Source organism: Streptomyces sp. Root1310 (assembly GCF_001426425.1).
Taxonomy (GTDB): Bacteria; Actinomycetota; Actinomycetes; order Streptomycetales; family Streptomycetaceae; genus Streptomyces.
In genome coordinates this window covers 14803-40430 of sequence record NZ_LMEQ01000008.1, presented here as the reverse complement: position 1 = coordinate 40430, position 25628 = coordinate 14803, and the positions used below count along the sequence as shown (strand labels likewise).

General features: G+C 66.8%; 25 protein-coding genes and 3 pseudogenes. 13 read left to right on the top strand and 15 right to left on the bottom strand.

The genetic code is table 11. The annotated features are described in order from the left end of the window. Positions 1-77: 77 nt before the first annotated feature. Entirely contained in the window at positions 78-656 is a 579-nt protein-coding gene (locus tag ASD48_RS16455) for a restriction endonuclease (RefSeq protein ID WP_057602435.1), read from the top strand. Between the two features lie 28 nt (positions 657-684). Here ASD48_RS16455 and ASD48_RS16450 read toward each other — a convergent pair. Beyond that, positions 685-1094 (bottom strand): annotated as a pseudogene (locus tag ASD48_RS16450) (helicase); the annotation flags it as partial. A gap of 138 nt (positions 1095-1232) precedes the next feature. Between ASD48_RS16450 and ASD48_RS16445 the strand changes: the two are divergent. Beyond that, on the top strand, positions 1233-1520 hold the full coding sequence (locus ASD48_RS16445) for a hypothetical protein (protein ID WP_057602397.1): 288 nt from the start codon (positions 1233-1235) through the stop codon (positions 1518-1520). Between the two features lie 311 nt (positions 1521-1831). Here the strand turns inward: ASD48_RS16445 and ASD48_RS45170 are convergent, their stop codons facing one another. Beyond that, the gene (locus ASD48_RS45170) at positions 1832-2473 is read right to left on the bottom strand and encodes a DUF6233 domain-containing protein (protein WP_242432617.1); all 642 of its coding nucleotides are present in this window, start codon (positions 2471-2473) and stop codon (positions 1832-1834) included. Between ASD48_RS45170 and ASD48_RS44200 the strand changes: the two genes are divergently transcribed. Continuing rightward, positions 2366-2740: a hypothetical protein gene (locus ASD48_RS44200; RefSeq protein WP_057602395.1), complete on the top strand. Its 375-nt coding sequence runs from the start codon at positions 2366-2368 to the stop codon at positions 2738-2740. The genes ASD48_RS45170 and ASD48_RS44200 overlap by 108 nt on opposite strands. Positions 2741-2775: 35 nt before the next feature. Here ASD48_RS44200 and ASD48_RS16430 read toward each other — a convergent pair whose 3' ends face one another. The 6 genes from ASD48_RS16430 to ASD48_RS16405 all read right to left on the bottom strand — a co-directional run bounded on the left by ASD48_RS16430 (position 2776) and on the right by ASD48_RS16405 (position 7234). Further along, positions 2776-3102 (bottom strand): hypothetical protein, encoded by a 327-nt coding sequence (locus ASD48_RS16430; RefSeq protein WP_057602394.1) that lies wholly within the window; start codon positions 3100-3102, stop codon positions 2776-2778. Between the two features lie 270 nt (positions 3103-3372). Then, positions 3373-3618 carry an STAS domain-containing protein gene (locus tag ASD48_RS16425; RefSeq protein WP_242432610.1) on the bottom strand — a complete coding sequence of 82 codons (246 nt, stop codon included), beginning with the start codon at positions 3616-3618 and terminating at the stop codon, positions 3373-3375. 128 nt (positions 3619-3746) lie between these two features. Next, positions 3747-4676: a Ku protein gene (locus ASD48_RS16420; RefSeq protein WP_057602393.1), complete on the bottom strand. Its 930-nt coding sequence runs from the start codon at positions 4674-4676 to the stop codon at positions 3747-3749. A 69-nt stretch (positions 4677-4745) separates the two neighbouring features. Next, a complete protein-coding gene (locus ASD48_RS16415; protein ID WP_057602392.1) occupies positions 4746-5078 on the bottom strand; it encodes a hypothetical protein in 333 nt (110 codons plus the stop codon). A gap of 549 nt (positions 5079-5627) precedes the next feature. Continuing rightward, a complete protein-coding gene (locus tag ASD48_RS16410; protein WP_157880631.1) occupies positions 5628-6713 on the bottom strand; it encodes a hypothetical protein in 1086 nt (361 codons plus the stop codon). Then, positions 6713-7234: a sigma-70 family RNA polymerase sigma factor gene (locus ASD48_RS16405; protein WP_057602390.1), complete on the bottom strand. Its 522-nt coding sequence runs from the start codon at positions 7232-7234 to the stop codon at positions 6713-6715. Before ASD48_RS16405 ends, ASD48_RS16410 begins: the two co-directional genes overlap by 1 nt. A 262-nt stretch (positions 7235-7496) precedes the next feature. On the opposite strand from ASD48_RS16405, the gene ASD48_RS43310 reads away from it, so the two are divergent. The 3 genes from ASD48_RS43310 to ASD48_RS16385 all read left to right on the top strand — a co-directional run bounded on the left by ASD48_RS43310 (position 7497) and on the right by ASD48_RS16385 (position 9760). Then, positions 7497-8293, top strand: a protein-coding gene (locus tag ASD48_RS43310; RefSeq protein ID WP_199875826.1) for an IS5 family transposase whose coding sequence is annotated in 2 segments (ribosomal slippage) — positions 7497-7830 and positions 7830-8293 — 798 coding nt in all. Because the reading frame shifts where the segments join, the coding sequence is not laid out codon by codon here. A gap of 63 nt (positions 8294-8356) precedes the next feature. After that, positions 8357-8956, top strand: a complete 600-nt coding sequence (locus ASD48_RS16390) for a hypothetical protein (RefSeq protein WP_057602388.1) — start codon at positions 8357-8359, stop codon at positions 8954-8956. 111 nt (positions 8957-9067) lie between these two features. After that, positions 9068-9760, top strand: a complete 693-nt coding sequence (locus ASD48_RS16385) for a hypothetical protein (RefSeq protein ID WP_057602387.1) — start codon at positions 9068-9070, stop codon at positions 9758-9760. Between the two features lie 32 nt (positions 9761-9792). Here the strand turns inward: ASD48_RS16385 and ASD48_RS44195 are convergent, their stop codons facing one another. Then, complete coding sequence (locus ASD48_RS44195) at positions 9793-10425, bottom strand: hypothetical protein (RefSeq protein WP_157880630.1); 633 nt, start codon at positions 10423-10425, stop codon at positions 9793-9795. A 218-nt stretch (positions 10426-10643) separates the two neighbouring features. Here ASD48_RS44195 and ASD48_RS16375 point away from each other — a divergent pair, with 218 nt between their 5' ends. After that, positions 10644-11132: a hypothetical protein gene (locus ASD48_RS16375; RefSeq protein WP_057602385.1), complete on the top strand. Its 489-nt coding sequence runs from the start codon at positions 10644-10646 to the stop codon at positions 11130-11132. Positions 11133-11493: 361 nt separating this feature from the next. Next, positions 11494-12099: pseudogene (locus ASD48_RS16370) on the top strand (type I-E CRISPR-associated protein Cas7/Cse4/CasC); the annotation flags it as partial. 609 nt (positions 12100-12708) lie between these two features. Here the strand turns inward: ASD48_RS16370 and ASD48_RS16365 are convergent. Beyond that, positions 12709-13458 (bottom strand): IS5/IS1182 family transposase, encoded by a 750-nt coding sequence (locus ASD48_RS16365; protein ID WP_057602384.1) that lies wholly within the window; start codon positions 13456-13458, stop codon positions 12709-12711. A 957-nt stretch (positions 13459-14415) separates the two neighbouring features. Here ASD48_RS16365 and ASD48_RS45165 point away from each other — a divergent pair. The 3 genes and pseudogenes from ASD48_RS45165 to ASD48_RS16355 all read left to right on the top strand — a co-directional run. Then, positions 14416-14532, top strand: a pseudogene (locus ASD48_RS45165) (IS5/IS1182 family transposase); the annotation flags it as partial. A 202-nt stretch (positions 14533-14734) separates the two neighbouring features. Continuing rightward, positions 14735-15619 carry a hypothetical protein gene (locus ASD48_RS16360; RefSeq protein WP_057602383.1) on the top strand — a complete coding sequence of 295 codons (885 nt, stop codon included), beginning with the start codon at positions 14735-14737 and terminating at the stop codon, positions 15617-15619. A gap of 132 nt (positions 15620-15751) precedes the next feature. After that, a complete protein-coding gene (locus ASD48_RS16355) occupies positions 15752-16168 on the top strand; it encodes a DUF3883 domain-containing protein (protein WP_057602382.1) in 417 nt (138 codons plus the stop codon). A gap of 239 nt (positions 16169-16407) precedes the next feature. Here ASD48_RS16355 and ASD48_RS16350 read toward each other — a convergent pair whose 3' ends face one another. After that, on the bottom strand, positions 16408-18369 hold the full coding sequence (locus ASD48_RS16350) for a serine/threonine-protein kinase (protein WP_057602381.1): 1962 nt from the start codon (positions 18367-18369) through the stop codon (positions 16408-16410). Between the two features lie 327 nt (positions 18370-18696). Between ASD48_RS16350 and ASD48_RS16345 the strand changes: the two genes are divergently transcribed. Then, entirely contained in the window at positions 18697-19656 is a 960-nt protein-coding gene (locus tag ASD48_RS16345; RefSeq protein WP_057602380.1) for a 5'-nucleotidase, read from the top strand. Positions 19657-19718: 62 nt separating this feature from the next. On the opposite strand, the gene ASD48_RS16340 is transcribed toward ASD48_RS16345, so the two are convergent. After that, positions 19719-19940 carry a hypothetical protein gene (locus ASD48_RS16340; RefSeq protein WP_057602379.1) on the bottom strand — a complete coding sequence of 74 codons (222 nt, stop codon included), beginning with the start codon at positions 19938-19940 and terminating at the stop codon, positions 19719-19721. A gap of 164 nt (positions 19941-20104) precedes the next feature. On the opposite strand from ASD48_RS16340, the gene ASD48_RS16335 reads away from it, so the two are divergent. Beyond that, positions 20105-20443 (top strand): hypothetical protein, encoded by a 339-nt coding sequence (locus ASD48_RS16335; protein WP_057602378.1) that lies wholly within the window; start codon positions 20105-20107, stop codon positions 20441-20443. A gap of 162 nt (positions 20444-20605) precedes the next feature. On the opposite strand, the gene ASD48_RS16330 is transcribed toward ASD48_RS16335, so the two are convergent. From ASD48_RS16330 to ASD48_RS16315, 3 genes are all read right to left on the bottom strand, one after another. Beyond that, a complete protein-coding gene (locus ASD48_RS16330; protein WP_079073802.1) occupies positions 20606-21475 on the bottom strand; it encodes an IS5 family transposase in 870 nt (289 codons plus the stop codon). Positions 21476-21703: 228 nt separating this feature from the next. Continuing rightward, positions 21704-23242, bottom strand: a complete 1539-nt coding sequence (locus ASD48_RS16325; protein ID WP_057602377.1) for a PIN domain-containing protein — start codon at positions 23240-23242, stop codon at positions 21704-21706. Between the two features lie 364 nt (positions 23243-23606). Next, the gene (locus ASD48_RS16315) at positions 23607-25553 is read right to left on the bottom strand and encodes an ATP-binding protein (RefSeq protein WP_057602375.1); all 1947 of its coding nucleotides are present in this window, start codon (positions 25551-25553) and stop codon (positions 23607-23609) included. Positions 25554-25628: the final 75 nt, after the last annotated feature.

Sequence of the window (25628 nt, the reverse complement as noted above, 5' to 3'; positions counted from 1 at the left end):
CCCCGTGCTGACTGCGCGGGATGGACATGCCGACGGCGGGGGAGCAACAGAACGACACTTCAGCAGAGGGGGCGTTCATGGGCACGGTTCTGCTTGTCGGGTTAGCTGCCATCGTCATCGCGATAGCAGCGGCACGCATGGTGCGCGCCGGTCGCCGCGAGGCACAGGCGGAGAAGGCGCGGCTGGCGGAGGAAGCCGGCCGCCAGGCCCGCCGCTCACTGGAAACGGTATGGACGATGGATGATCGCCAATTCGAGGAGTTCGTCGCCCATCTGTGCCGCCGGGATGGCTGCACAGACGTGAAGCGGGTCGGCGGCGCCGGCGACCTCGGTGCCGACGTGATGGGACTCCTGCCGGACGGGCGCTGGTTCGTCATCCAGTGCAAGCGCTACGCCAAGCATCGCACCGTCGGCAGCCGCGACATCCAGACGTTCAACGGCACGGCGCGCCTCGAGCACGGTGCCGACGTTCCCGTCTTCGTTGCCTCCTGTGTCTTCACCAAGCCTGCCCGCGCCTTCGCCGCCCGGCACGGCCTGTGTCTGATCGACATCAACCTGCTCGGCTTCTGGAACAGCGGAACCCCGCTGACGTCGTTCCTAGACCTGGACATCGGCCGCTCTGGCAGCCACCACAGGCTCCGTCCCGACGCCGAGTAGAGCATGAGCCTGTCCTGGGAAAGCAGCGGATTGCGGTCTGCAGGAGCGCACGGCGCGCCTCCTCCGACTCCCCGATCACGGGGAGGGGTCGCGGATCTCCAGGACGTCGATCTCGAACCCGGCGAGGATCTCGCGCTCGATCGCCTCGCTCAGACCGAGCTCTGCGAGCCACGCCCCGTACGCGCCCTCCGGGTCGTCCGCCATGGTCGCGATCTCCGCCTCCTGGCCGTCCGCGCCCTTCTGCGGGCGGGCCGCGGCGAGGATGCGCAGGGTCACGGTCAGGTAGAGCCGAAAGTCGGAGGGGATCCGCTGGTTGTCGTGGATCGCCGCCCACGGCCTGCCAAGATCACCGGCGGTTCCGTGCGCCTCATCCACGATGGCGAGGTCGAAGCCACTCATGCGCTGGCCGTACAGCCGCTCCCCGCCCGCCAGAGCGGCTGTCACGAACAGAAGCAGATGACGTGACTTTCGAGGCCTGGTCACGAGGACGAGGACGACTCGAAGACGTCATAGGGCCGCTCGTTTGGATCAAGGGGGCGGGTGCGGCGGGAATTTCCAAGGTGGCAATCTGGGGCGATGCAGCCCTGGAGCCCGTCTGTCGAGAACGATCTGCGGCATCTGCTCAATAAGTGGGACCCGATCGGTGTCGCCGACGACGTGCAGGACGAGTACGACTGCATGCTCGCCCCCTTGCTCCAGCGGCTCCGTGGCGGTGCCAACGAGACGGAGATCGGTAAATTCCTGCGGCAGGAGGTGGAGGAGCACTTCAGTCTCGATCCTCTTGGCGCGCGACCGGAAGCGATGGCCATCCGAGTGATCGCCTGGTGGACAGCTGTTGGAATAGCCAATGGCAACAGCGCGTAGCCGCTCCCTTTGAAGCTCCTCCACCACCCGGTCGTCGGCGACCTCGACCTGCCCTTCGAAACCTTCCCCCTCCCCGACGGCCCAGCCATTTCCTCCTCACCTACACCGCCGAGCAGGATGCCCTGAACCTGCTGGCCAGCTGGACCGCGACCGACAACGGCACCGAGCGGTCCGCGGCGGTCACCCAGCCCGCCGACTCGGGCGAGACACCCGACTGACCGACGAGCCACGCGAGTCGATCTGCGGCATCTTTTGCGGGGTAGCGGCAGCATCCGCCACCGATACATCAAGGGCAGGAACGGCACAGCCGTCTACGCGAGACCGCTGGGGTGACGTTGCATTCCAGCTTGCGGCAGTGCGGACAAACGGACAACTGCCAACCCCCGCCATAATTTCGGCTCCGCTGCCCAGCCGGGCGGCAGGTCGGGGTCGGCGGTTGGGGCGGTGGGGAGGTGCCACGTCACCGGAGTTCTCTTCCACCGGACGGCCGTGGCGTTCGGGTGTACTCCGGGACGGTCCGGCACGCGGTGCCGGGCGTGCTGAGCGGTCAGGCGCGGGTGCTGGTGAATCGAGCGGTCGGTCCCCAGCGTTCTAGGACGGGTTCCATGCACCACTGGCAGACGGGGCTGCCGCCGTGGCCGTATTTCCAGGTCTTGCGCTGGCATGCGGCGCAGGGGCCGACCTGGCTTCCAAGGCAGACGAACGCGGACGGGTCGGGGTCTGCGATGGGAGGTGGGGGCGGGAGAGTGCTCATGGCGCTGGTGTCCTTGCGGCAGGGGACGGTGTCGGAGGGTCTTGGTGCCGCGGGGTAAGCCGGGGATGTCGAGCTGGGTGTCGGGGCGGCAGTGGGTGCAGGGCCGCAGGCCGTCGGCGAGGAGGCGGCGTGCTTCGTCACGGTCGACCGGCCGGTGCCGTTTGCCCGCCATATGACAGTCACCGGCGTGGACCTGGATCGGCGGGCGTCCGGCGCCGATGCCGAGTTCGACCGTCCAGTCCGGCGGCTCGGGACGGCTGCGCCGGCCGCGCTCGATTTCCGCCTGCCGCTGCTGCACGGCGGCGATCTTCGCGTCGATGCGGGTCAGCCACAGCGTGTGCCACACCCGCAGGGTCTCCAGACGCGGCAGGTCCTCGGGCAGATCATCGAACACATATTTGATTCTAGGTGTACGGGCTTGCCGGTTCGACTGAGGGTGCGCGTGACCTCGTGCAGCGAAGATTGAGCGTTCTCACTGAAGATTGAGTCCCTGTTCACTGCTTAGCGCTTTCGGGCAAGGCGGAGCCAGGCAAGCGTGCACAGCGGCAGTGCCAGTTGCGCGGCCACCGTGAGCCACAAGTGGTGAGTCCAGGCCAGCCATATCAGCAGAACAGGGCTGGCCAGCGAGGCCAGCATCAGCGCGCAGACAAGAGCCACCTCGTCCGACCTTGCCGGCGGTCCGCTGTGCGTATTCAGAGCTCGGCCGAGTTCCCGTATGAACGCGCGCCCGGCGCACGCCAGGGTGAACGTCCACAGGATCGCGACGGCGACGGTGGCGGCGATGGCCAGTGCGGCGTCTACGAGCAGTTCGGTCTGCGTCCACCCCATGCGGGGAGTCTGCGGGACCGGACGGCTTGGAGCCTGAGTAGCCGTACCCAGATCTGCCCTCTTCCGCCGCCCTGTGGGTCACAAAAAGCTCGTGTGGGCCAGCTAGAGCACCACGGACCGCCACGAGACTCAGCCGCCTTTGAATCACTCAACCTTCGCTGCGAGAGGTCAGCGCGGGTCCGTGGGCCCGTGCTGCGCAGCCGTGCCCCCTGGTGCGTCCCTGCGGGCGGCGGGGCTACGCGTCGGCCTGGCGCGGGTGCGGGCTGCTGGCTAGGTGAGGGCGTCTTGGATGTTGTCGGTACCGGTGATCTCGAGGAGGTGTCGTAGTTGGCGGGGTGGGCCTGCCCCACGGAGCGAGGTCATGTGGTGGATGCGCAGCAGGAGGTTGAGGAAGGTGGAGTCGGCGAAGGAGACGCCGGAGACGTCGACCACGACGCGGGGGTGTCTGCGGGCGGCGGTGTCGAGTGCTTCCTCGAGCGGGGCGATGGTGTTGGTGTCGTAGTCGCCGTGTGCCACGACGACTCATGTCCCGTCCCGCTCGTACTGCACCGTGGCTTTGCCGTCGGGTCTGTGGCTCATGTCAAGATCATGCTCCGGCTACCGGCGAGGGTGGTAGGGCGCGGTGAGCGGTGGCCGAGCAGGGGTCAGGCGCTGCGTGGCCGCCGTGCGTGTCCGGTCGTCTTCTTCGCTGCGGCGTCCTTCTTGGCCGGCTGCTTCTTCCCCGCCGCCTTCTTGGCCGTGGTCTTCTTCGCGGCCGTCTTCTTCGGTAGCTCGTGGACGTCGGCGTCCTCGCCGCGGGAGGCCTTCGCCTTGGACACGGATTCCTCGAGCGCGGCCATCAGGTCGAGGACCCGGCCCGGCTGCTCTGGCTCGGGCGCCTCGGGGAGCGGCTTCTCCTCCCGCTTGGCTTCGATGATCTTTTCCATGGCCTCGGTGTAGGTGTCCTTGAAGTCGTCGCCTTCGAGGTCGTCGCGGGACATGGACTCCATCAGGGCGAGCGCGCCCTTGATCTCCTCCTCGGAGACGTCGACGGGTTCGGGGAGGAGTTCGGTGGGGTCGCGGATCTCGTCGGGCCAGTGCATGGCGTGCAGGTCGATGGCGCCGCCGCGGACCCGGAGCATGCCGAGGCGCTCGCGCCCGGACCACGCGTATTTGGCGATGGCCACCTTCGACGAGCGGGCCAGTGCCTGGCGCAGCAGCTCGTAGGGTTTGGCCGCGACCTGGCCGGCGGGGGAGAGGTAGTAGCCCTCGCCGATGCGGATCGGGTCGATGTCGTCGGCGGCGACGAAGGCGTCGATCTCGATGGCTTTCGCTGTGGGAAGGGGCAGGTCGCGCAGTTCGTCGTCGCTGATGGCGACGATCTGGTCCTTGGCGTACTCGTAGCCCTTGCCGATCTCGGTGTTCGCCACCTCGCGGTCCTCGAGCTCGCAGATCTTGCGGGTGCGGATCCGGCCCATGTCCTCCAGGTGGTACTGGTGGAAGCGGATCGAGTGGTTCTCGGTGGCAGACTGGACGTGGATCGGGACGGTGACCAGGCCGAAGCTGATGGCGCCGGACCAGATGGTTCGGGGCATGGGAGACCTCCGCGACAGGCCCCGAGCAGGAACAGCCTACGAAGAGCACGCGTGGCCCGCACCAGTTGGTCATGGCGGGGGAGTCGGCGGTTCGGCCGGCTGCTGCGTCTGCGACGCCGGATCAGGTGGTGGGGGAGCGGCGGCCTGCCGGATACGGGCGATGTGGTCCAGACCCGCGGTGTAGTCCCCGGCTTGGACAGCCTTGTCGAGGAAAGCGTCTTCGCGTCGCCGTCGCATGGCTTCCGTGCGGGTGCTGGTGCAGGTGGTGATGAGGGTGGTGATGGCTGCGGCGGCGGTCGGGAGCAGGAGCGGGAGCACGATCCACCACGGGGCGTGGGCGAGGGCTGAGGTGCCGGCGGCGAGGCCGGAGAGGACGTGGCCGGGGAGGGTGGGGGTGGTCATTGTCGGCTCCTGGTCGGGGTGCGGTGGTCGCTGGTGTTTCACCCCCTGTGTGTGGAGCCGCGGGCAGGGACAGCGTCGGGAGCGGCCGGGGGGGGGGCAGGCAGGTTGACGGGGGTGGCGGTTAGCCGCGCAACCTTGCTGGACCGGCGGCACTCTCGCCTGCCAGCCGGGCGTATTCGAGGCCTGTGAGCTGCGACTTCCTGCCCATGTGAAGCCTTGAATCCCTGTTCTGCGACGGATAAGGGAGTCGGTGACCTGTCGGCGAGGCCAGGGCGTTGAGGTATCGGCGAACTCGTCGCCCGCGCACCTGTCCGGCCCCGCGAGCGGCTTCCGGCTCCTCGGAACGTTTCCAGCGAGTCGAGTGCCTGCCGGTTCCTGAGCCGGTGCGCATCCTGCACCGGGGCCGGCTTAGATCCGCAACCCCGTTCACGGTGCCGGCAGGCGGCCCGGCGCCGCCCCGCCCGGGCGAGCTGGCGACGTCCAGGCATGCCGAAAGCCGCGCCCGGCCCGGCGCGGTCAAACGTTCACCACATAATGAGGCGTCTAATTTCACAGTGCTGTCAGAGCGTCAATTAGCCTCCTCAAAATCGAGTTCCCGTCGGTATTTGTGTCCGACCACAATTCATTTGGTCCCGGTGGAGCGCCGGGAAGTTCCATGACGGCCAACCGAGGCCGCCCCGCCTCGTGACAGAGCCCCGCGGCAACGGGCGGCGCCGCCACGAGCAGGGACCAGGTGCCGTCGGCGGTCTCGGCGGTGCCGAAGCTCGTGGCGTCGGCGATCAGCGATGTCAGTGCCGCGTCCGGGTTCCGTGCTGCACCCACGACGACCGTGACGGAGGTGCGCAGCGTGAGGTAGGTCCGTACCGCTTCCCGCAGCCGTTCGTAGTCGAGGCTCTGCAAGGAGCAGGAGGACGTTCTGAGTTCCTCCATCCTGTGTTCGGCAGCGGCCCTCTCCCGTTCCGTGTCCCAGGCATCCCAGAAATTGGCCGGCCGCCGGCACTCAAGACTTTCGAGGAGCCGCGGCCATTCGAATCGCCGGTCGATGAGCATGTGTTCGGAGTTCAGCCAGAGAGGCATGATTTCCCGAGAATGCCGCCGCTTCTTCGGTGTCATGCCTCTGCCCAGCGCGCGGCCGACCAGGAGGACGGTGGAGAAGGAGCGTCGTGTTTCTTCCCAGTAGTCACTGTAATGGTCGCCCGCATAGCGTTTCCATGCCGCAATTGGAAGATTCGGCGCCCCCTGCGTGTAGATCTCTTTCCGGATTTCGTTTCTGAGTTCGGCCTGTTGTGCCGCCCAGTTTGAAGACGGCCCGGCCTCCTCGGTGCCTTCCCCGCTTTCCTGTGTCTCCTCGTCAGAGGCGAGGAAACGGCCGCTGTCCGAGAGCTCTTCGATCTCCTCGGTCAACGGCTCCACGGCCCTTTCGTGCAGCACGGCCAGACGCCGCTTCAACTCCTCCACGGGCACGGGGGTGAAGCGCTCGCCGACCGCACCTCCGGGCTCCTCCTCGCCCGCCACCGGCTTCTGCATCAGGTACCAGTAGGCCGCCAGACTGGCACTCTGCGTCTTTCCGCTGCCCATGTACATCACCTCGGTCGCCCCGTCTGCCGCCAGCCGCTGTTCGTCGTCGTAGTTCATCACCGCACCTCCGCTTCCTGGTCGACCAGCTTCCGCAGGCGCCTTTTCGCCCGGTGCAGGCGGACCCTGAACGCACCTTCCTCGATGCCCAGTTCCTTCGCCTGTTCCGCGGATGTTGCCCCCCAGGAAGCCATGATGATCACGCGTTGGTCATCAGGCGACAGCCTGCTGATCAATTCCTCGATCCGGCGGGCATCCATGCAGGGTTCCGGTTCCCCGTCCTTCGGTGCGGGGCGTACGAAGACGGGCGCGGAAAGGGCGCATGGAATTTCCGGGGTGGCCATCCGTTTCCTGACGAAGTCGATGTGCCGCTTGGTGACGCGATCCCACAGGAAGGCCGGGGGGTCCAGGACTGCGCTCCAGTTCCGCTGTGTCTCGGCGAACGCGGTGGCCACGATGTCCTCCGCGTCCGCCTGCGCCAGGCGGGTCTCACGCGCCAGCAGCCGGCGGACGGTCGGGTTGTACGCGGTGAGGAAGAACGACTCGAACTCGTCCGCGGTGCGGGGCGCTTCACTGCTCACAGCTCCCTGACTCCGTCATCTGTCACTCGTCCGGCTGCGCGCCGACTCGGGGACGCACAGGAGGAGGTCGCAGTGACCTGCTCGTAGGGGAGGACGAGCCGCATGGGCCGTTTGTTACAGGGAGTTGAGGACCAGTTCAATCCTCGGGGTTGCGAATTGAGCTGAGCCTGATCCTGAATCACCTGATACTCATACGGCCTCGGCTGAGTCTTAGAGGTCGTCTCAACTGGCTCTAAAACTAGACTGACCCCTTGTGATGGCCATGGTGGAGCGGCTGGTGCCGGACGCGTTGTGGGAGTTGTTCCAGCGGGTGGTTCCGGCAGCACCGGTGCGACCACAAGGCGGAGGGCGACGTCGATACGGGGACCGACAGATGTTGGCTGCCATCGTGTTCGTGGCCAAGACCGGTTGCACGTGGCGGCAGTTGCCGCCCGGCTTCGGGCCGTCCGGGTCGACCGCGCACCGCCGTTTCACCGAGTGGAGCCGAGCTCGAGTGTGGGGCAAGCTGCACCGCTTGGTCTTGGACGAGCTCGGCGCTCGTGGCGGACTTGACTGGTCGCGGTGTGCAATCGACTCGGTGAACATGATGGCCCTCAAAGGGGGGACCTGACAGGTCCGAATCCCGTAGATCGCGGGAAGAAGGGATCAAAGATCCACTTGATCACCGAGCGGACCGGTCTGCCCCTCTCCATCGGCATCTCGGCTGCGAACACCCACGACAGCCAAGGGCTGGAGTCCCTGGTGCGGGGCATCCCACCCATCCGATCCCGTCGTGGGCCGCGCCGCCGTCGACCGGCCAAGCTCCACGGCGACAAGGGCTACGACTTCGACCGGATACGCACATGGCTCCGCTCCCGCAACATCACACCGCGCATCGCGCGCCGAGGCATCGAATCCTCCCAACACCTTGGCCGGCACCGTTGGACCGTGGAGCGCACCGTGGCATGGCTGTCGGGGTGCCGCCGCCTGCACCGCCGCTACGAGCGCAAGGCAGACCACTTCCTGGCATTCGCCGGCATCGCCGCGGCTCTGATCTGCTATCGCAGGCTGACAGCCTGACCGGTGAGACCTCCGAGCTGGGATGATCCTGCCGCAAAGGACGACACACCAGCGAGGAGCGCCATGACCGAATACCTGCCCGCAGTCATGGCGATGCTCGGCCCGGCCCAGAACCGCTACGCGGACCCCACCGCCTGGGACCTCCTCCACGCAGAACTCGGCATCCGGCTGCCGACCGACTACCAGACCCTCGTGGACGCGTACGCTCCCATCCAGCTCAACGGCCACCTGTCCTTGCGCCACCCGGCGACCGCTCGCTGGAATCTGGGCGACTGGATACGGGAGACGGCCCGTGCCTGGTCCGAGATTCCCTGGGACAACCTTGACCCGGACGAGGACCCTCGCCTGTTGTTCGGACTCCCGGAATTGAGCTTCGGTACCTGTAACGGACTGTGGCCGATCGCCAGCACCGACCGAGGCGAGGCCCTGTTCCTCATGGCCACGGACGGCACGCTCTCCGGGATCCTGGTCGAAGACGGCGAAGGTGGCTGGGCACGGTACGACATGAGCTTCGCCGAATGGCTCTACCGCTACCTCATCGGCCAAGACATGGCCGGCCCCAACACCTCAGCCTTCTGTCCCGGCCCGGTGCAACTGTGCCGCTTCCCGATGACCGCCGACGAACGGCCAGAACCCTGGAACGGGCCTGAGCGCGGCATGTAACCCCGCTTGCCGCGACAGTTACAGGCACCCACCACGTTACTTGGAAAGCGAAACGGGACGGCCTCTTAGCTGGTTCTCGGCTCATTTTCTGTGGGAGGCCCTGTGCGAGTGATGGTGGAAACTCACGACGAAAGCCCGCTCGCCGCGGCGCTCCTCAACGCGATCCGGCAACCCGACACCACGGTCGTCGTCTGCGACCCGGTCTGGACGCCGGAACGTGCCGAGCAGTTCATCCAGGAGATCTCCGAGTCTGGCCGGCGGCTGCTGTGCGCGGCCGCCGACGGCAACGGCCGGGTCGACGCCGAGAAGTTCCGTGAACACCACGGCGAAAGGGCGCTGTACGGACCGTCGGCCGTCCTCACCAAGACCGTCAACCGCGGCATCCGCGAGGGCTGGCTCCCCGAAGGCGCCGAGCTGCCGCTCTCCTCCACCTTCGATGGCCGCTCCTCCTGGTCCAAGACCGACGGCTACCGGCTCCCCGCCCATCTGGCCGCCATCTTCCGCGACGCCTTCGACCGGGTCTACCCCGCCGGAGCCGAGTCGCTGGAGGGCGTCATCGACCACCTGGCCGAGGTGTACGAGCAGGCCGGCCGAGAACCCGTACGCGCGCGAGCGGGCCGAAGCCTTCCTCGAAGCCCATGCCGACGCACTCACCGAGTGGGCCCTGGAACGCGCCCGCGCAGAGAAGGGGACGAGCGTATGACTCGCCAGACTGGCGAGCCGCTCGACCGCATGCGCCTCAACCCGACGTACGAGTCGGCGCGTTGGTTCGTCAGCGGTGCCGACTGTCAGCCCCGGGATTAGGGCACGCGGACCGGTCGTCTTGCGGAATGATCCTACTCGACCTGCCCGGGGATTAGGATGTTGTCAGGGAGATCGATTCCCCACAGATCGGCGACACGCTGCAAAGCTTCAGGGGGAAAGACTCCGTTGGTGAGTTGAGTGACGATGGCCACAATGCATGACGGAATGAGGCCGGCCGCTCGGAAGGCTCCAGCCTCAATGATTCCCTCTGCAATGTCCTCGGGGGTGAGGCTGGCGGTGACTCCCCCTTCAGGGGTGAGTTTTAGCTCAACGGCTGCCTTGTTGAGGCAGGTTTCTGAGAGACTGGCTATGAAGGCCAGGAGGTCGTCGTGGGTAAAACCTTCTACCGCTGGCGGGGCAGGTTGTGCAGGTCGTGAAGGGACGCCGCCGATTGAAACGGTGCCAGGAAGGAACTCTCCCGGGTCCTGCTGGGTTCCTGCTCCCTCGTCCGCGGCGTGGTCTTCAGCTTGCCCCCTGGGCGCAGTTGGATGATCTTCCTCGCCAGGTTGTGCGGGAGCGGTCGCGACTCCATTTGTGTTCGTGCTTGTGGTCTCGTGCGGGTCTGGCTGATCTGCCGCGAATGTGGGGCTGACCGCACCGAGCGTGGCGGCACCTGACAAAGCGGCTGTGGTTAGGGCTGCCGCACACCGTTTCGAGATATTCATGGAAATCACCCTGAGGGTGCTGCGGAATTCAACATCATGACGTCCGGCGAGTATGCGATGTCTCGCCTCGCCTTGTGCGCCCAGGTCAAATGATGGCTGTCAAGATTTCCTCATTTCATCTAACCATGGGCGGTCATGTTCCGCACCCGCAAAGACAGTTGATTGAGCAAACATACGGATGTCCCTGGTCGTCATCGACCTGGGGGATAACGGACCAGATGATCGAGACGGCGGCCGCCGCCCTCTCCCGCGGGAACTTCGAGGTGGACGCGGACGGCCTCGACGGCCACCTGTTCAGCATCGTCGAGAAGGCCGCCGGCTCTCTGCATCGCGACCGGCACCGGCGGGACTTCCCGCACGCGGCGAATGCCGACCTGCTGACCATGGTGGCGGCCCTGCGGGACGTGCTGGGCTTCTCCCCGACGCCGACCGGGGCCGAGGTCAAGGCGTGGGAGCAGCGGCAGGGCGCATTGAAGAACGGGGCGAGCGCCGAGCGGGTGGGCTACCCGGTGACGTTCCTCGACGGCCCGTACGAGGGCGTGGAGTTGATGCTGGAGGGCCCGTCGGGGGCGTACCCGGAGCCGGGGGACCCGTTGGGGTGGCTGGTGGGGGAGAAGGGCGGTTGGGTGGCCGGTCCGCTGGCGTACGTGCCGCTGTCGGTCGAGGGCCCGCACGCCTACACCCAGCGTGCGCTACAGGCGGGATGACGCGCCGCTCCCCGATGGGCGGTGGCCGTACGGGATGCGTACGGACGAGCCCGCCCCGCCGGAGGGTTCTCGGCCGCCGACCCACTGGTTCGCTCGCGGCGCGTCGGTGTAACGCTCACGCAGGTCATCACGTCTATCCCGTGCACGGCCCCTGCATCGGCGCCCGCCGATACCCGCTCAGGCAGGGGCCGTGCGCCGGGAGACGCGATGAGCACAGCCACCATGGCCCGCGCAGACGTGGCTGCGCGAGGCGTCCCTGTTATGGGGCCGCCGCGAGGGCAAGACGCGGTCCTGCAACTACCTCCGGCACGAACACGCCCGACGACACCCCCAGCATCCCGGACAGCGACAAGGACGCCTCGTGACCCGCATCTTCCTGGACGTGCACGCCCTGCAGACCGTTCCGCCCCAGCAACCTCAACCGCGACGACACCGGCGCACCGAAGACGGCCGTGTACGGGGAGTGCCGCGGGCCCTGGTTTCCAGTCAGGCGTGGAAGCGGGCGACCCGCACCTACTTCGCCGATGAGCACCTCCTGGAGCCGAGCGAGCTCGGCGTGCCCACGAAGAACGTCGTGGAGGTGCTCGCCGAGCGGATCGCCGCACGCGATGAGTCGCTGCGCGGAGAGAGGGCGCTCGTGCTCGCCGACGAGACGGTGAAGGCGACGGGGCTGAAGACCGAGGTGTCCAAGCGGAAGGCTGACGCTGCCAAGGAGACCGGCGAGACCCCGGCGCCGGAGGCCAAGTATCTGGTCTTTCTCTCCGCCCGCCAGCTCGAGGGCCTGGCCCGTCTCGCCGTCGACGGCGCCGCCGACATCACGGCCTTCCTCAAGCAGAAAGCGAACAGGGACAAGGCCAGGGAGATCGCGGACAGCCGCCACTCCGTCGATGTCGCCCTCTTCGGCCGGATGGTCGCCGACGCCGACGCCGGCGACTTCAACGTCGACGCTGCCAGCGGGCTTCATCACGGCCGACCGAGCGGCGCCGCGTGCGCCATGTGGAAGCCGCCGGCGTGGACCTGGACGGCCGTCGCCGATGCCGGGTGCCAGTGTCCATGCGGCGGCTCGGGGCGGTGGAGGGGCACTTGTTTGCGCAACGCTGTGACCTGTGCTGGTCGGGCCTGTGGTTGGGGGCACTGCGCAGACCAAACCGGGTGCGCAATCACCTGATGCGCATCGCCTATGGCGTCTGTGGGTCCATCCAGCCGACTCGGTGTTCGGGATCGCGCACGGGGCGCCGCACAGCCGCGGCGGGTGCGTGCTGGAGCAGGTCGGCCATGGGTGCGGCGAGCACGGTCACCTCCCGCGGGGAGCGGGCGACCGCGAGGTCTACGTCTGCTACGTGCAGGGCGCGCACACGGGTGTCGAAGGCTGCCGGTCTCCCCGGAGACTGTCACGGCCAGGCACCCTAGAGGACCCAGATCAACACCCGCCCCGAACCGGCCACTCCAAGGAGAGCCACCCAGGTGTCGTCGCTCTCATCGACATGGCCGAGCCATTTGATTGCCGAGCGCTGCGTCGAGTCCTCACAGCGGCTGGGCCGTTACGGCTGGGTTGTCGAGCGGACAGTGAGCCTTTTCAGCGTTGACGCTCCAGGGTGAGGATGGCTGCGGCGATGGCGGTCATGCGGTTGGGGCTGCAGCGGGCCCGGCGGAAAATGCGCCAGGACTTCAGCCTCGCGATGCTCCGTTCGACCGGTGCCCGTGCCGCTGACAGCGCCCGGTTGATCGTCTGCTGGGTCGTGGTGAGGTCCCGGTTCGGGAGCCGTCTGATCGGTGTGGTCACCCAGGGGCCGGCGCCGATGTAGCCGCGGTCGGCGAGGATCGGAACGCCCTGGCGTTCGCAGATCCGGATGATGCGGTGGGTGCGGGCCGCGGTCAGGTCATGGGTGCGGCCGGGCAGCGCCGGCGAGATCCACAGCAGGTTGCCGGTGGGATCGGTCACGACCTGCACGTTCACGCCGTGGCGGCGGTGCTTCTGTGAGAAGTCGGCCCGGCTGTCGCCGACGCGGTCGCACTCGGCGAGGGTTCCGTCGAGCAGGACATGGTCGGGATCGGTCTCGCGCAGGACACGCAGCAGTCCGGGAGCCCGGCCGGACAGGTGTTGGACGACGGCCTTGACGTAGGCGTGGGCGGTGCCGACGGATATACCGAAGCCGGCCGCGATCTGCGCGAGCGTGTCGTGGCGGCGAAGATAGACCAGGCCCACGAGGGCACGCTGGTGAGGCGGCAGCTTGCAGCGTCGGTCACCCTCACGGGTGACGATGAGCATGGATACCCACTCGACCAGAGCGTGCGGCAGGTCGAGTGCGGCAGGATGGGGAACCAACAGGGCTCCTGTGCCGATGGGTTGAGACTTCGAACACCTCCCTCAACGGCGCGGGAGCCTTGTGCGTTGCGGTCCTCATCCCGACTCGGCCTGGGTCACTCGATCAGTGGCCACTCTGAAAGAGCTCAGTGTCCTGGCTCGCCGGGTGCCGACGACTGCACCGTCGCTTCGTCGGCATCGCCGCAGTCCTCATCTGCCACCGCCAATTACCAAGTGAGGCTTTCGGCGGGCTTCACCTGTCCTCCTCGACCAAGCGGAAGCCGCACGAGCCGCAGACCGTATGCCCGTCGGGTGCCGTCCGCTTGCACTGCGGGCAATGAAACGACGGCGGTCCGGCAGGGGGAACGGTGGGAGGAGGACTGGTCGGCCAAGCCCAACGACCCCGCTGAAGCACCTCGAGAATCCGCATCCCTTCATGATGCTTCGCGGTGGTCGCTAGAACGAGCACCATTGATGGACCAGCGTCTCCACGCTCGGGGTTCGGGCCCTCGTGGTCGGGGTTGCGCAGACCATGAACGGGTGCGCAGTCGCCTGCTGCGCACCGGCTACGGCGTCTGTGAGTCCATTCAGCCGACCCGGTGCTCGGGATCGCGCACGGGGTGCCACACGGCCGCGGCGGGTCCGTGCTGGAGGAGCCGCTCCCCGCCGCTGGCCTCCACATCCGCCGTTCTCGTCCGCGTCATCGTCGGCAACTCCCGCACGCACACGGTGCGGTACCGCACTGATGCGGCACCACGTTTACAGCGAGCGCACCAGCCGGCCGCGACACAAACCGTCAGCGTCACGGACACCGGATCCAGCGGGGCACGCCGATGACTTTGCGCTGTACCGGGAGAAGTTCCAGCGGCGCTCCGGCCAGGTTCGAGGCGTTTCAGGCTGCCGCGTAGGAAGATGCCGGGCCAGTGGACGCGGCGCGCCCCAATGATCCCGGGCCTGGACTGTATCCGCGTCCTGCGGGTCAGCGGCTGCCGCCCGCGCTCTAGCTACGAACGCCATCGTCACAACTACCTGACCTTCCTCGGCCTCGCCAAAGCTGTCTGCTGCTACAAACAGCTCATCCGCCTCACCGCATAGAACGTGGTCCTTATGGGTCCCCGAACTGTCAGTGCCCCCTGCTTTGATACGGGTTGCCGTTCGCTGGAGGGGAAGCATGACCCGCACTACACCGCCACGCCCGTTTGATGTTACTTCGGCCTTTCCGGAGCTCGTGGGGATGTCCCGTTCTGCTACCCGGCTGCACCCCCGAGCCGGTTCTCCCACCGTTCACGACAGTTCGGTGGGCGGTCCGCTGCTCTGGCCGGCTGATGAGGCGTGGGCGACGTGCTCGCAGGAGCACTACGCCCGTCGGCTCAACACGCCAGAAGAGGTGCGCACGCTGCGGCGGATACTCACGAAGGCGTGGCGGCGCCAGAAGCCCGGAGACGTGCTGCTCACCGAGGAGGAGAGGACCGTTGTGGAGCGGATCCATACCGGCCATGCCCCTCGACTGCTTCCCACTGGCTCACATCCCCTGATTTCTGTGGCGCAGCTGTACGCGCGAGATGTTCCTGATATGACGTGCCCGCAAGACGCTGACCTGCTGCAGGTGCTGTGGTGTCCGTTCGACGACGCGGTCGAGGGATGCTCGGAAGCTGTCCAGGTGCGGTGGCGTCGAGCCGCCGATGTGACGGACATCCTGGTTGCCGTGCCGGAGCCGGCGTACATCGGTAATGACGACCTGATCCCCACACCGTGCGTGGTGCATCCTGAACAGGTTCTCGAATATCCCTCTGCTGACGAGCTGGAGGAGGAACTGTGGAGGCGCCTTTACCGGTGGGAGGACGAGATAGGACTCAGCTATCGGGGTGATCTGTCAGGTGCGCCTGGCTGGAAGGTCGGCGGTTGGGCCGCCCCGTTCACATTCAGGGAGCCTGACGAGGAGGATGAACGCCGGTGTCCGAATTGCCAGGCTCCGACGTCGCCGTTGCTCACCGTCCCCAGCGGCGAGTGGGACGGAGAGAGCGGCAGCTGGCGGCCTGCAGGCGACGAGCCTGAGGCCGATGCGCCCCCGTACCCCGGCAACGTCAACCCCACGCAGGTGACGGTGAGTCGGGGCTACACCCTGCAATTCTACGGATGCACCGGTGATCCCCGGCACCTTCCTGTCACCGTCGTGCAGTGACTGTCGTCTGCGCAGGCCGCCCTCGCAGCATCTGGGCCGTCACCGTTGGTTCGTTGAACCAACGGTGTCCTGGCTGGCCGCGAACAATGCTGCTCCGCCATCCCTGACCGGGGGGGGGAGCCGCGGCGGGCCATGCCGACCACGCAGCGGCAGGGCCCGGCAAGGGGGTCCACCAGGGGAGCAGGAGGCGCGCCCTGCGCACGCACACTCGCCACCACCCACTACGAAGCACAGGGATGGTCGGTCGAGAACCTCGGGAAACCCTACGATCTGCGCTGCACCCGCGGCACCGAGGAACGCCACGTCGAGGTCAAGGGCACGACCGGCGCAGCAACCAGCGTCGAACTCACCATCAACGAGGTCCTGCACACCCGGGACAACGACAACACCGTCGACCTCTACGTCGTCAGCGACATCAAGGTCGACACCGCCACCGACCACTACACCCCCAGCGGCGGCACGGTCTCGCACTACCCCGACTGGGAGCCAGCCGAAGAAGACCTCCGGCCCCGCAAGTACGAGTACCGCCTACCAGACCTCACCGCCTGAACACAGACCTCCGTCCGCAGGAAACGAGTCAAACGGGCTGACGCCTGGCCACATGTCCTGGGTCCAGAGGAGCTCACCGTGTGATCCAGGTGATCTGGCCGACGGGCAAATCCAATTTCGGCGGCGAGCGTTGACACTGTTTTGCGCGAGCCCGACGTCGGATGGACGCTTGTGGGAGGTCCTCCAGCCGTCCGTCCGGGAGCCGGCCCGCTGCTCCTGCTGCGGACCGCGGGGGCGGGCTACGCTGCGCAGCTACCGGCAGAGCCCCAGCGCAGGAACCTGCTGGATCCCGCATCATCGACGACGGTGACTGCGTATTGCGCGTAGCGCCATTCCTTGCGGGCTTGGGATTCCGTGAGGACCGCCTGGCAGGCCCTGTCGGCTGCGAGGGCGGCCCACCGGTCTCGTGTCGCCTCATCCCACGCGGGCTTGTCGGCCCATACGTACATCACGGCCTCGTCGCGGGCGAAGCCGATGGACATGTTGCCGTTGTCGAGCCAGTTGGGATCGCTGATGATGCGGGAGTTGCCCTGCCACTCGGAGATGATGCTGTCGACCGTCTGTTCGGCGACGCGGATCTCGTCCTTGTCCGTGCTGGGGATGTGCGCCTGCTTCAGGCCGGACTTGGTGGGTTGCCAATCCGAGTCCTGTCCGGCGGCGGGAGTGCGCCGGTTCTGGACCGATGTGTCGCAGGAGGTGTTGGTGCGGAAGTCGTCCTCCCATACGATGCTCGGGCCTTCCTCACGGGCAGTGTCCACGACGATGTAGTCGTCGTAGGGGAAGTCGGGGTAGGACTTGGCGAGGTCCTGCAGGCCCAGGCACACCGTCGAGGCGACTTCTTGCACCGCCACCGGGGACAGCTCCTGGCCGCTTGTCGCGACGTACACATCTCCTTTTCGCTGGTGGAAGGTGATGGCACGGTTGAAGTCGGGATAGGCGACGGGATCCAGCCAGGCCCCCGTCCCCATCGCCCCGAAGGCGTCGTTCTCGGCAGGGGTTCTGGCCGGCCGAGATTCCTTCCACGCGGTGAGGGACGCCTCGTCCGGATCGTCCGTTGCCGTACTGGCGGGGCTGTGGCTCCGGGCAGCGCTCTGTGCGTTGTTCGTCGCGTCTGTGGTCGGGCTGGAGAGGAGTGCAGGGTTGGCCGTGGAACTCTTCGTCCCGGGGTTGTTGCCTGTCTGGATGAGAAGAGCGCCCACCAGCGCTCCGCTCAGGGCTGCGGCTCCGACGACCACGGCGATCGTACGGCCACGGCCCTTGCGTCGTCGGGCGGGAGCCCGCCAGGCGGGGTCGTCCAGGGCGGGCATGTCCCACTGGGCTGTCACCAGGTCGTTCACGGCGGTGGGGATGTCCGTGGCCGGGTGCAGAGCCTGGGTTGTCTGGGTGGAGAGCAGCGCCGTGCATTTCTCGGCGAGTATCGCGGCGGAGGGGCGGTCGTCAGGTGTTTTTGCCAGTGCGGACGTCACGAGCGCCAGGAGGTCGTCAGGCATGCCTGTGGTATCGGGCTCGCCCGATATCACGCGGTAGGCGACTGCGTCGGGAGCTCCGGTGCCGAAGGGCAGGCGTCCGGTGGCTGCGTAGGCGATCAGGGCTCCCCAGGCGAAGACGTCGCCGGCGGGGCCCGTGATCCCGGTGTGGTAGGCCTCGGGGCTGATCCAGCCGGTGGTGCCGGTCATGACGCCGGTGCGGGTCACCGAGGTGCCGTCCAGGGCGTGGGCGATGCCGAAGTCCAGTACCCGGGGTCCGGAGGGGGCGAGGATGACATTGGCCGGCTTGACGTCGCGGTGGGCCACACCGGCCGCGTGAACGGCTGCCAGTGCGGCCGCGGTTCCGACCGCGAGAGCGTACAGCCGGGCTCCGCAGAGCGGGCCGTCGACGCTGATGTGCTGGCCGAGGGTGGGGCCGGGGATGTATTCGGTGGCAAGCCACGGGGCGGCAGCATCGGTGTCGGCCGCGAGCAGCGATACCAGACAGGGACCGGCGACCCGCCGGGTCACCTCGACTTCCCGCCTGAACCGGGCGCGGAACTCGTCGTCGTCGGCCTGCGCGGGATGGATGAGCTTGACGGCGACCCTCAGCCCATCGGGATCCAGGGCTGCGTGGACCGTGCCCATGCCGCCCGAGCCGAGTCGTCCGATGATTCGGTAAGGGCCTATCCGGGCCGGGTCACCAGGCTGTGCGGGGTGGACACGCGTGGGCAACGAGGACTCCCGGAAACAAGGTGGAACAGGCTGTGCTGGTCAGGTCCGTAACCTTTCCATGCCGCGATTCCAAGCGAAAGCCCTGCCCCTGGTGAGGAAACGTCGGCGCGTCAACTGCCCGGCCAGGCGAGATACGGAAGGCCGGAATCTGGCCGCCCGCCCGGGTCCTGCGGCACTGGATTTTCCCGACACCCCTTCCCTCACCCCGCCCGCACCCAGCAGAGCCGATCACCACAGCCTCCTCGCTGCCGGGCGGCAGGGCCTTCGCGGAGCGCGGTGATTTAACATGCTTGGGGCGTGTGGGCGAATGAGTGCCGGGGGTACGACGTGGCTGTCTACGAACTCAAGAACCGCCTGGTCGTCGGTATCGCCTCCAGCGCGCTGTTCAACCTGGCGGAGGCGGATGCCGTCTTCCGCGATCAGGGAGAGGAGGCCTATCGCGCCTACCAGGAGGAGCACCTGGACGACACGCTGGACAAAGGGGTGGCCTTCCCTTTCATCCGCAGGCTGCTGTCCCTGAACGACCTCTCACCCGATGACCCTCTGGTCGAGGTCATCATCTTGTCCCGCAATGATCCCGACACCGGGTTGCGGGTCATGCGGTCCATCCAGTCCCACGAACTGCCCATCAGCCGGGCCATCTTCATGCAGGGCCGCTCGCCCTACCACTTCATGCCCGCCCTGAACATGTCCCTGTTCCTGTCCGCGAACGAGGATGACGTCCGTGAGGCCGTCGCGCTCGGGCTGCCCGCTGGCCGCGTGCTCGGCCCGGCGGTGGCCGACGAGGGCGATGACCAGGACCTGCGGATCGCCTTCGACTTCGACGGAGTCCTCGCCGATGACGCCTCGGAACAGGTCTACCAGGCCGGCGGCATCGAGGCCTTCCGCTTCCATGAATCGGCGAACGCCGCCACCCCGCACGATCCGGGTCCCCTGCGTGGCTTCCTTGCAGGCGTCAACCGCCTCCAGCTGCGTGAGGAAGAACAACGGGCACAAGACGACGACTACAAGATCCGCGTCCATGTCTCCCTCGTCACCGCCCGCAACGCACCCGCTCACGAACGCCCGGTGCGCAGCCTGAAGGACTGGGGCGTGGCCGTCAACGACGCCTTCTTCCTCGGCGGCATAGACAAGAGCACGATCATGGAGGTCCTCAAGCCCCACATCTTCTTCGACGACCAGGTAGGCCACCTGGCCGGCACCGCCCGCAGCACGCCCAGCGTGCACGTCCCCTTCGGGAAGATAAACGAACCGGATCACCCGGCGACTGAGCAAGCACAGCAATGAGGCCCGTCTCGGACCGAGTCCGCGCCGCGCAGCGCAGCGGCCGGGGTCCTTGTGGCGGTGGATCACCACGTTCTGCCGTACTGGCCCCTCCAGGCAGTGACGTCGGTGAAGGCCTCCTGGGCGCGGAGGAGCTGGCCGCCGAAGCCACCGGCGCGCAACAACGGCCAGGTATTGGTGAGTTCCGCCTCGATGGCGACGAGCCCATTGCCGTCGTGGCCCCAGGTGGAGTCGAGGAAAAACTCTCCGGCCCAGGGGTTGGCGAGGTCGGGCTTGTCGGTGTCCATGGCGATCATGGAGGCCAGGAGCTCGAACCGGGAGGATGCTTCGCGGTAGGCGATGTCGCTCGGGGTGACCGAGGATCGTAACGACGAAGGCCCCGGCGGGTTCGCCGAGGCTGAGCCACTGGCGGTCGCCCTTCGGGGCGCCCGAAGATCGCAACGAACAGCAGATGGCCGCCGAATCCATGGGTCTGTTTGGCTGGCGGTCGCCCCTCGGGGCGACCGAGGATCGCAACGACGCGTGGACGACGTACACGCCGACGTGGACGGTGCGCTGGCGGTTGCCTTTTGGGGCGACCGAGGATCGCAACCACATCGTCGCCGGTCCCATCATGGACAAGCTCGCGCGGCTGGCGGTCGCCCTCCAGGGTGACCGAGGATCGCAACGACGAACCCGGGCTGCGCTAGCTGGCCGCGAACTGGTCTGGCGGTCGCCCTTCGGGGTGACCGACTCAGCGCAGGTGTCGGCTGCTGGGCACTCGCCGTCCTGCGCCGCTGACCTCTCCTAGAACCGGTCCGGGCGCCCGCCGTCCTGGTGGCGTACCGGGTTCACCCAGCGCCACCAGGCCGTCAGATCGCCGGCCTGCATCCGGTAGGTGGCTGTCGGCGACGGCTGAAAAGTGGACCAGTGGCGACGCTTGGGTTCTAAGAGGTCGTTTTCGCCCATTGTTTCATCCCGGAATCTGCTGTTTGGTCTGCGGTGTCGGGTCGCGCCAGGAGATGGTGTTCTCGCTGGTGAGGCGGCGGGTCATGAGGTCGGCCATGGCGATGTGGATCATGGCTTCGGATCGGGCGGGGAGGGTTTCGTAGTCGCGGGCCAGGCGACGGTGGAGCATGAGCCAGCCGTAGGTCCGCTCGACCACCCACCGCTTCGGGATCGGGGTGAATCCCCTGGTCCCGGGCTTGCGTTGAGTGATTTCCATGTCGATGCCGAGGGTGGCTGCGTGCTCGACGAGGTGCTGGCGGTAGCCGCCGTCGACCCACACCTTGCGGATGCCGGGGTGTTCGGCGGCGAGCTGGTCCAGGAGCTGGGTGCCGGCGGCGGAGTCCTGCACGCTCGCCGCGGTGACCAGCACCGCAAGGAGAAGGCCGATCGTGTCGGTGACGATGCTCCGCTTCCGCCCGACGATCTTCTTCCCGGCATCGATGCCTTGGCCCGTGGCGAGCACGCTGGTGGAGGTTTTCACGCTCTGCGCGTCGATCACACAGGCCGACGGTTCGGCCTCCCGTCCTTCCTTTTGTCGAAGCAGTTGCCTGAGCAGGCCGTTGAGCTGGGCGAACACGCCTTCCTGCTGCCACCTGGCGAAGTAGCCGTAGACCGTGTTCCAGTGCGGGAAGTCGTGCGGAAGGTAGCGCCACTGAACCCCGGTGCGGTCCACATACAAGATGGCGTCCATGATGTCGCGCAGATCATGCTCGGGCGGCCGGCCGAAGTCCAGAGCCCTGCCGCGGCGCTCGAAACGCCAGGCCGCCAGCACCGGCTCGATCAACTCCCAGCGGGCATCGGACAGATCACTCGGATACGGGCAACGCTTCGGCATGCTCGTGATGTATCGCCGCGGACCGAGTGCGCCCAGGCGCACACCAGGGTCGGCGCCTGACACAACGCGAGGGCCACGCCGCTCCGGCATGGGCCCTCGCGCGCGGTCCCTGGCGGTCGGCTACGCCGCTGCCCCGGGCAATCAGACATCCCTGCGGCTCGGCTTGGAACGCACCGTCCAACGACGCTGTGGCCTCGCTGTCACGCGGGTGGCGCTCCACAGTAGTGGTCACTCGCCTTCGTGGTCGTCAGCGGGCGCGTCGTCTGTCCCTTCTGCGCGGGCTTCCGGGGTATCCGGCTGCTCGAGTTCATCAACGGCTTCGTCACGGCCGCTTGGCTGGTGCAGGTTGGCGGCGATGTCCAGCTTGGGCATGGAATCCGTCACTTGGCGGGCGAGGCGTTGCACTGGGTTGTCGATCAGCTTCAGCTGATCGGCAACCACCTGCCGGGCGAGGCGCTGGGCGGGGGTGTTGATCAGCTTCAGTTGCTCGGCCGCCTGCTGGGCGAGGCGCTGGCCCGGCGTATTGATGAGCTTCAGCTGGGCAGCCATTTGCTGGGCGAGGCGCTGGGCGGGCGTGTTGATCAGCGCGGCCCTAGCAGCGGCCTGCAGGGCGAGTTGGTTGGTGGCCGTGTCGAGTTTCGCGAGGGAGGGCGCAAGCTGTTCAGCGATCAGGCGTTCAGCAGGGGTCTGAACAGCCAGAGCCCTGCGTTTGGCACCCGCGACGATGTCAGCGACCTGCTTCTTGAGCGCCTGCAGAATCCTCATGCATGACTCGTCCCCGGTGTCTGGTGGTGAGGGCTCCTCCGAGGTGAGCAGAGTCGGAGCCTCGTCGTCGCGTGCGGAGAACAGAACCTTCATCGACCACACGCACGCGATGTAGCCGACCGGTGCCTCCACCTCGTCGACAGCGGGCCCGTACAGCACCCATTGCGCGTTAGCCGTGTACCAGACGTCGCTCTCGATTTCGTGGCCCGTGACGTCCGTGACGCTGAGCAGCTCCACCTCGGGCTGGGCGAGCCACGCGTACCACTCTTCCGCCGATTCTCCCTCACCAAGGCCGACGAAGCCGGTGAGCGAACTGAGATCCATCGCCGTCTGCGCCACCCGGTCCTGAACGGCCGCCGACTTCAACAGCTTGGCTGCGGCAGCCTCCGCGTCTGCCCCAGACACCTCCTTGGTGAAACGGGAAACGACCTGGTCGAAGTCCGTCAGCAGGGTGAGGCGGTCCTCAAAGCCGCGGATGTCCTCATTCATGGGGTACCGGAAGGCGGACCCATCGCCGAAGTCGCTGCTGTTGTTCGTGACGAACCAGACCTGCTCCTCTGGATTCTGCTCAAGGAACTCCAGGACGGAGAACCAGATCGCCGCATCGCGGCCCCCCTCCGAATGATCCTTGACACGCTTTGCAGGGGGAAGCGCTATCGCTTCGCGCTGGAACCCCCTGCGGATAGCCGCGTCACTCGTCTCGATCACCTCGAAGATCTCGCGGTAGGCCTCCCGCCAGCGATCGAGAAGGCGCTCCAGGTCCAGCGGCTCCAGCGAGCTCTCCGGCTCCCAGGGAAGATACGCGCGCAACTTCGCCAGACTGTTCAAAACTGCGTGGTACTTGTCGGGGTAGAGGCGAGCCTGGTGGGCGGCCATCTCCTCCAGCACCATCCAGGGCACAGCGACCCGGTGGTGCTTAGACTGCCGCAGCTTCCGAATGAGGTCAGCACGCGGACTCACCGGTGACAGATGGTTCACCGCGTTCGTGTCGAAGATGATCAAACAAGCCTCCCTGCTCGTACGGACGCAGTATCTCAGCGGCAACCTGCGGTCTGTCCGAGCGAGGGGGTCGGCGCCTGACACCGCGCGAGGGGCCACGCCTGACTTCCGGGATGGCCCCCGCGCGGTCCCTGACAGCCGCTACGCCCAGCCCAGTCCAGCCCGAGGTCAGCCAGGGCCTGGAGCCTGTCTGCGGCGAGCTTCCCGCGCGTGCTCTTGCTATTACTCAGAAACACACCGAGCTTCACAGAATGTTCCTGGCCGTCGACCATGATCCGTTCTACGTGGGAGCGGCTGACCAGCTCTACAGACTGATGTAGCTGCTGCGACTCGGCCCTGCGGCCGGGGGAGCGACGACCCAACGGATTCAGGCGCTGTTGTCTTCACGGGTGGCGAGAATGGGGACGACGTCAGCGTCCGCGTGAACGCGTTGGGCGTACTCGATGCTGTGTGTGTGGTCGGAGGCGTAGTCTAGCCGTTCCCGCTGCGTGCGCAACCGCTCCTCACATGCGTCGATGATCGCTCCCCAGGTGATGATGCGGATGGTTACCCGACCGTCGTTCTTGACGTATCCGTCTGGGTACTGCCACTGCACCACTTCGTCGATGGAGTTGCCGACCAGCCAGAAATCCCAACGAGTTTCCTCGTCGTGGCGGTAGCGCTCGTCCTGGGTGACGGCGTAGGCGTAGCTGTTGATCTGGGCGACCTCTGTCTCGGACAACACCGTGCTTGGTCGCTTGAGTTCCACGACCAGATGCTGCTTCGAACGGCCGGCGCCTGACACACAGGAGAGCAGAAGATCGAGTCTCCCGCTCGTTCCGTTGTGTAGCTGGACCCTCTGCTGGGGCACAGTCCTGCCCTCCAGGCGGGGAATGTGCCGGTTGAGCGCCTTGGTCAGCCCGATCTCGGAGACGGCGTGACTGTACTCATCGCCGAAGATCCACAGTTCCTTCTCCAGCATGCGGTGCAGCTGGTCCTTCTCCCGCAGGGTGTACCGGGAGTCGAACTCGAACAGCAGCTCCCGCAAGGTCTTCAAGGCATCGATGCGGTCTACCGTCTCTGCGTTGGCGGCGATCAAGTTCGCCAGCGGGGTGCGATCGACCAGGTCCTCCAGCCGCTCCTTCTGCGATCCTGACAGGTCGAACAGCTCATCGAGAACCTTCGGCATCGCGGTGGGCTGGCGCCGCAAAGCCTCGCGGAGCAGCACCATCTGCGTACGGCGCGCCGACTTCGGCCCCTTCAGCTGGCGACTGACGAGGCCGGCTACCTCGTTGAATGTCTCCCGCTCAGCCACTTCCACCGGACCGCCCGGCTCTCCGCTATAGGGGTAGATGCCTTCCTCTATCCACTGCTGCACCAGCTTCCGAGTCCGTTCCCGCTCTTGCTCGCGGAAGTAGGCGCGCAGCCGGGTTCGAGCGGCCTTCACCGTGCTGCCGAGCAGGGAGTCCGCGTGTTCGAACTCGCCTTCCAGCAGGTCGTGGTCGGTTAGGTTGGCGAACTTGTCCCACAACACGTAGGCGGTGAAGTAGAAGTCGGGTGCCTGGATCTGGGCCAGCAGGGTCACACGGTGCACACCGACGGCGTCGCAGATCAGCAGCTCCCGCCGAGGGGGCTTTATCTTCCACTCGACGATACGCAGGAGCGGTCCAGGGCCGCTGGTGTCGATGCCGATGTCCAGTTCTTCCTCGAAAGGATCGCCCTGAATCGCTTCGCTCGGATCGAGAGCAGTGCCACACCACCACACGGTCGCGGAGGGGTACTTACTCAGGTACATGGCCAGTCGACTGGTCAGCTCCTCCCGGGCCCTGTCAGCGGTAAGACGCAGCTTGCGCTGGGCTTCTCCGACAACCCGAACAATCGTGCCCGGCGCCTTGGACGATACTGGCATGCGTTCGTCAACATCGAATTCGCTGTCGCCATGTTGGAAACGGATGACGACCTCGGTCTTGCCACCGGGACCGCCCGAGACAGAATTCCACGTTGCGGCTGAGCCAAGAGCCAGCACCCGGAAGCGTCCGAAACCGTGGCGGCCATGCAGTTGTCGACCGCTCTCCGTGCCAGGTGCGCCCCGCTTCCCCGACCCGCCCATCCCTTTGAAGGCGGACTCCACCGTGGCTGCCGGAATGCCGTGCCCGTTGTCCTTGACGACAACAGCTTGGACTCCGCCGAAGTCATCGAGTTCTAGATCGACATACACCTCGGTGGCATCAGCATCCAGACTGTTCCAAACCAGTTCCTCCACAGCTCCCAGTGGGTCCGTGCGGCGGGCAACCTTCTCGATGAAGTCGGGACGCACTTCCACAGGAATCCGCATGCGCGAAGCATGTCACCAGCTCCCGTCAGTCATCTACCAGGCGACCAACACGAGTGGGCAGCCCTCTGTGCCACC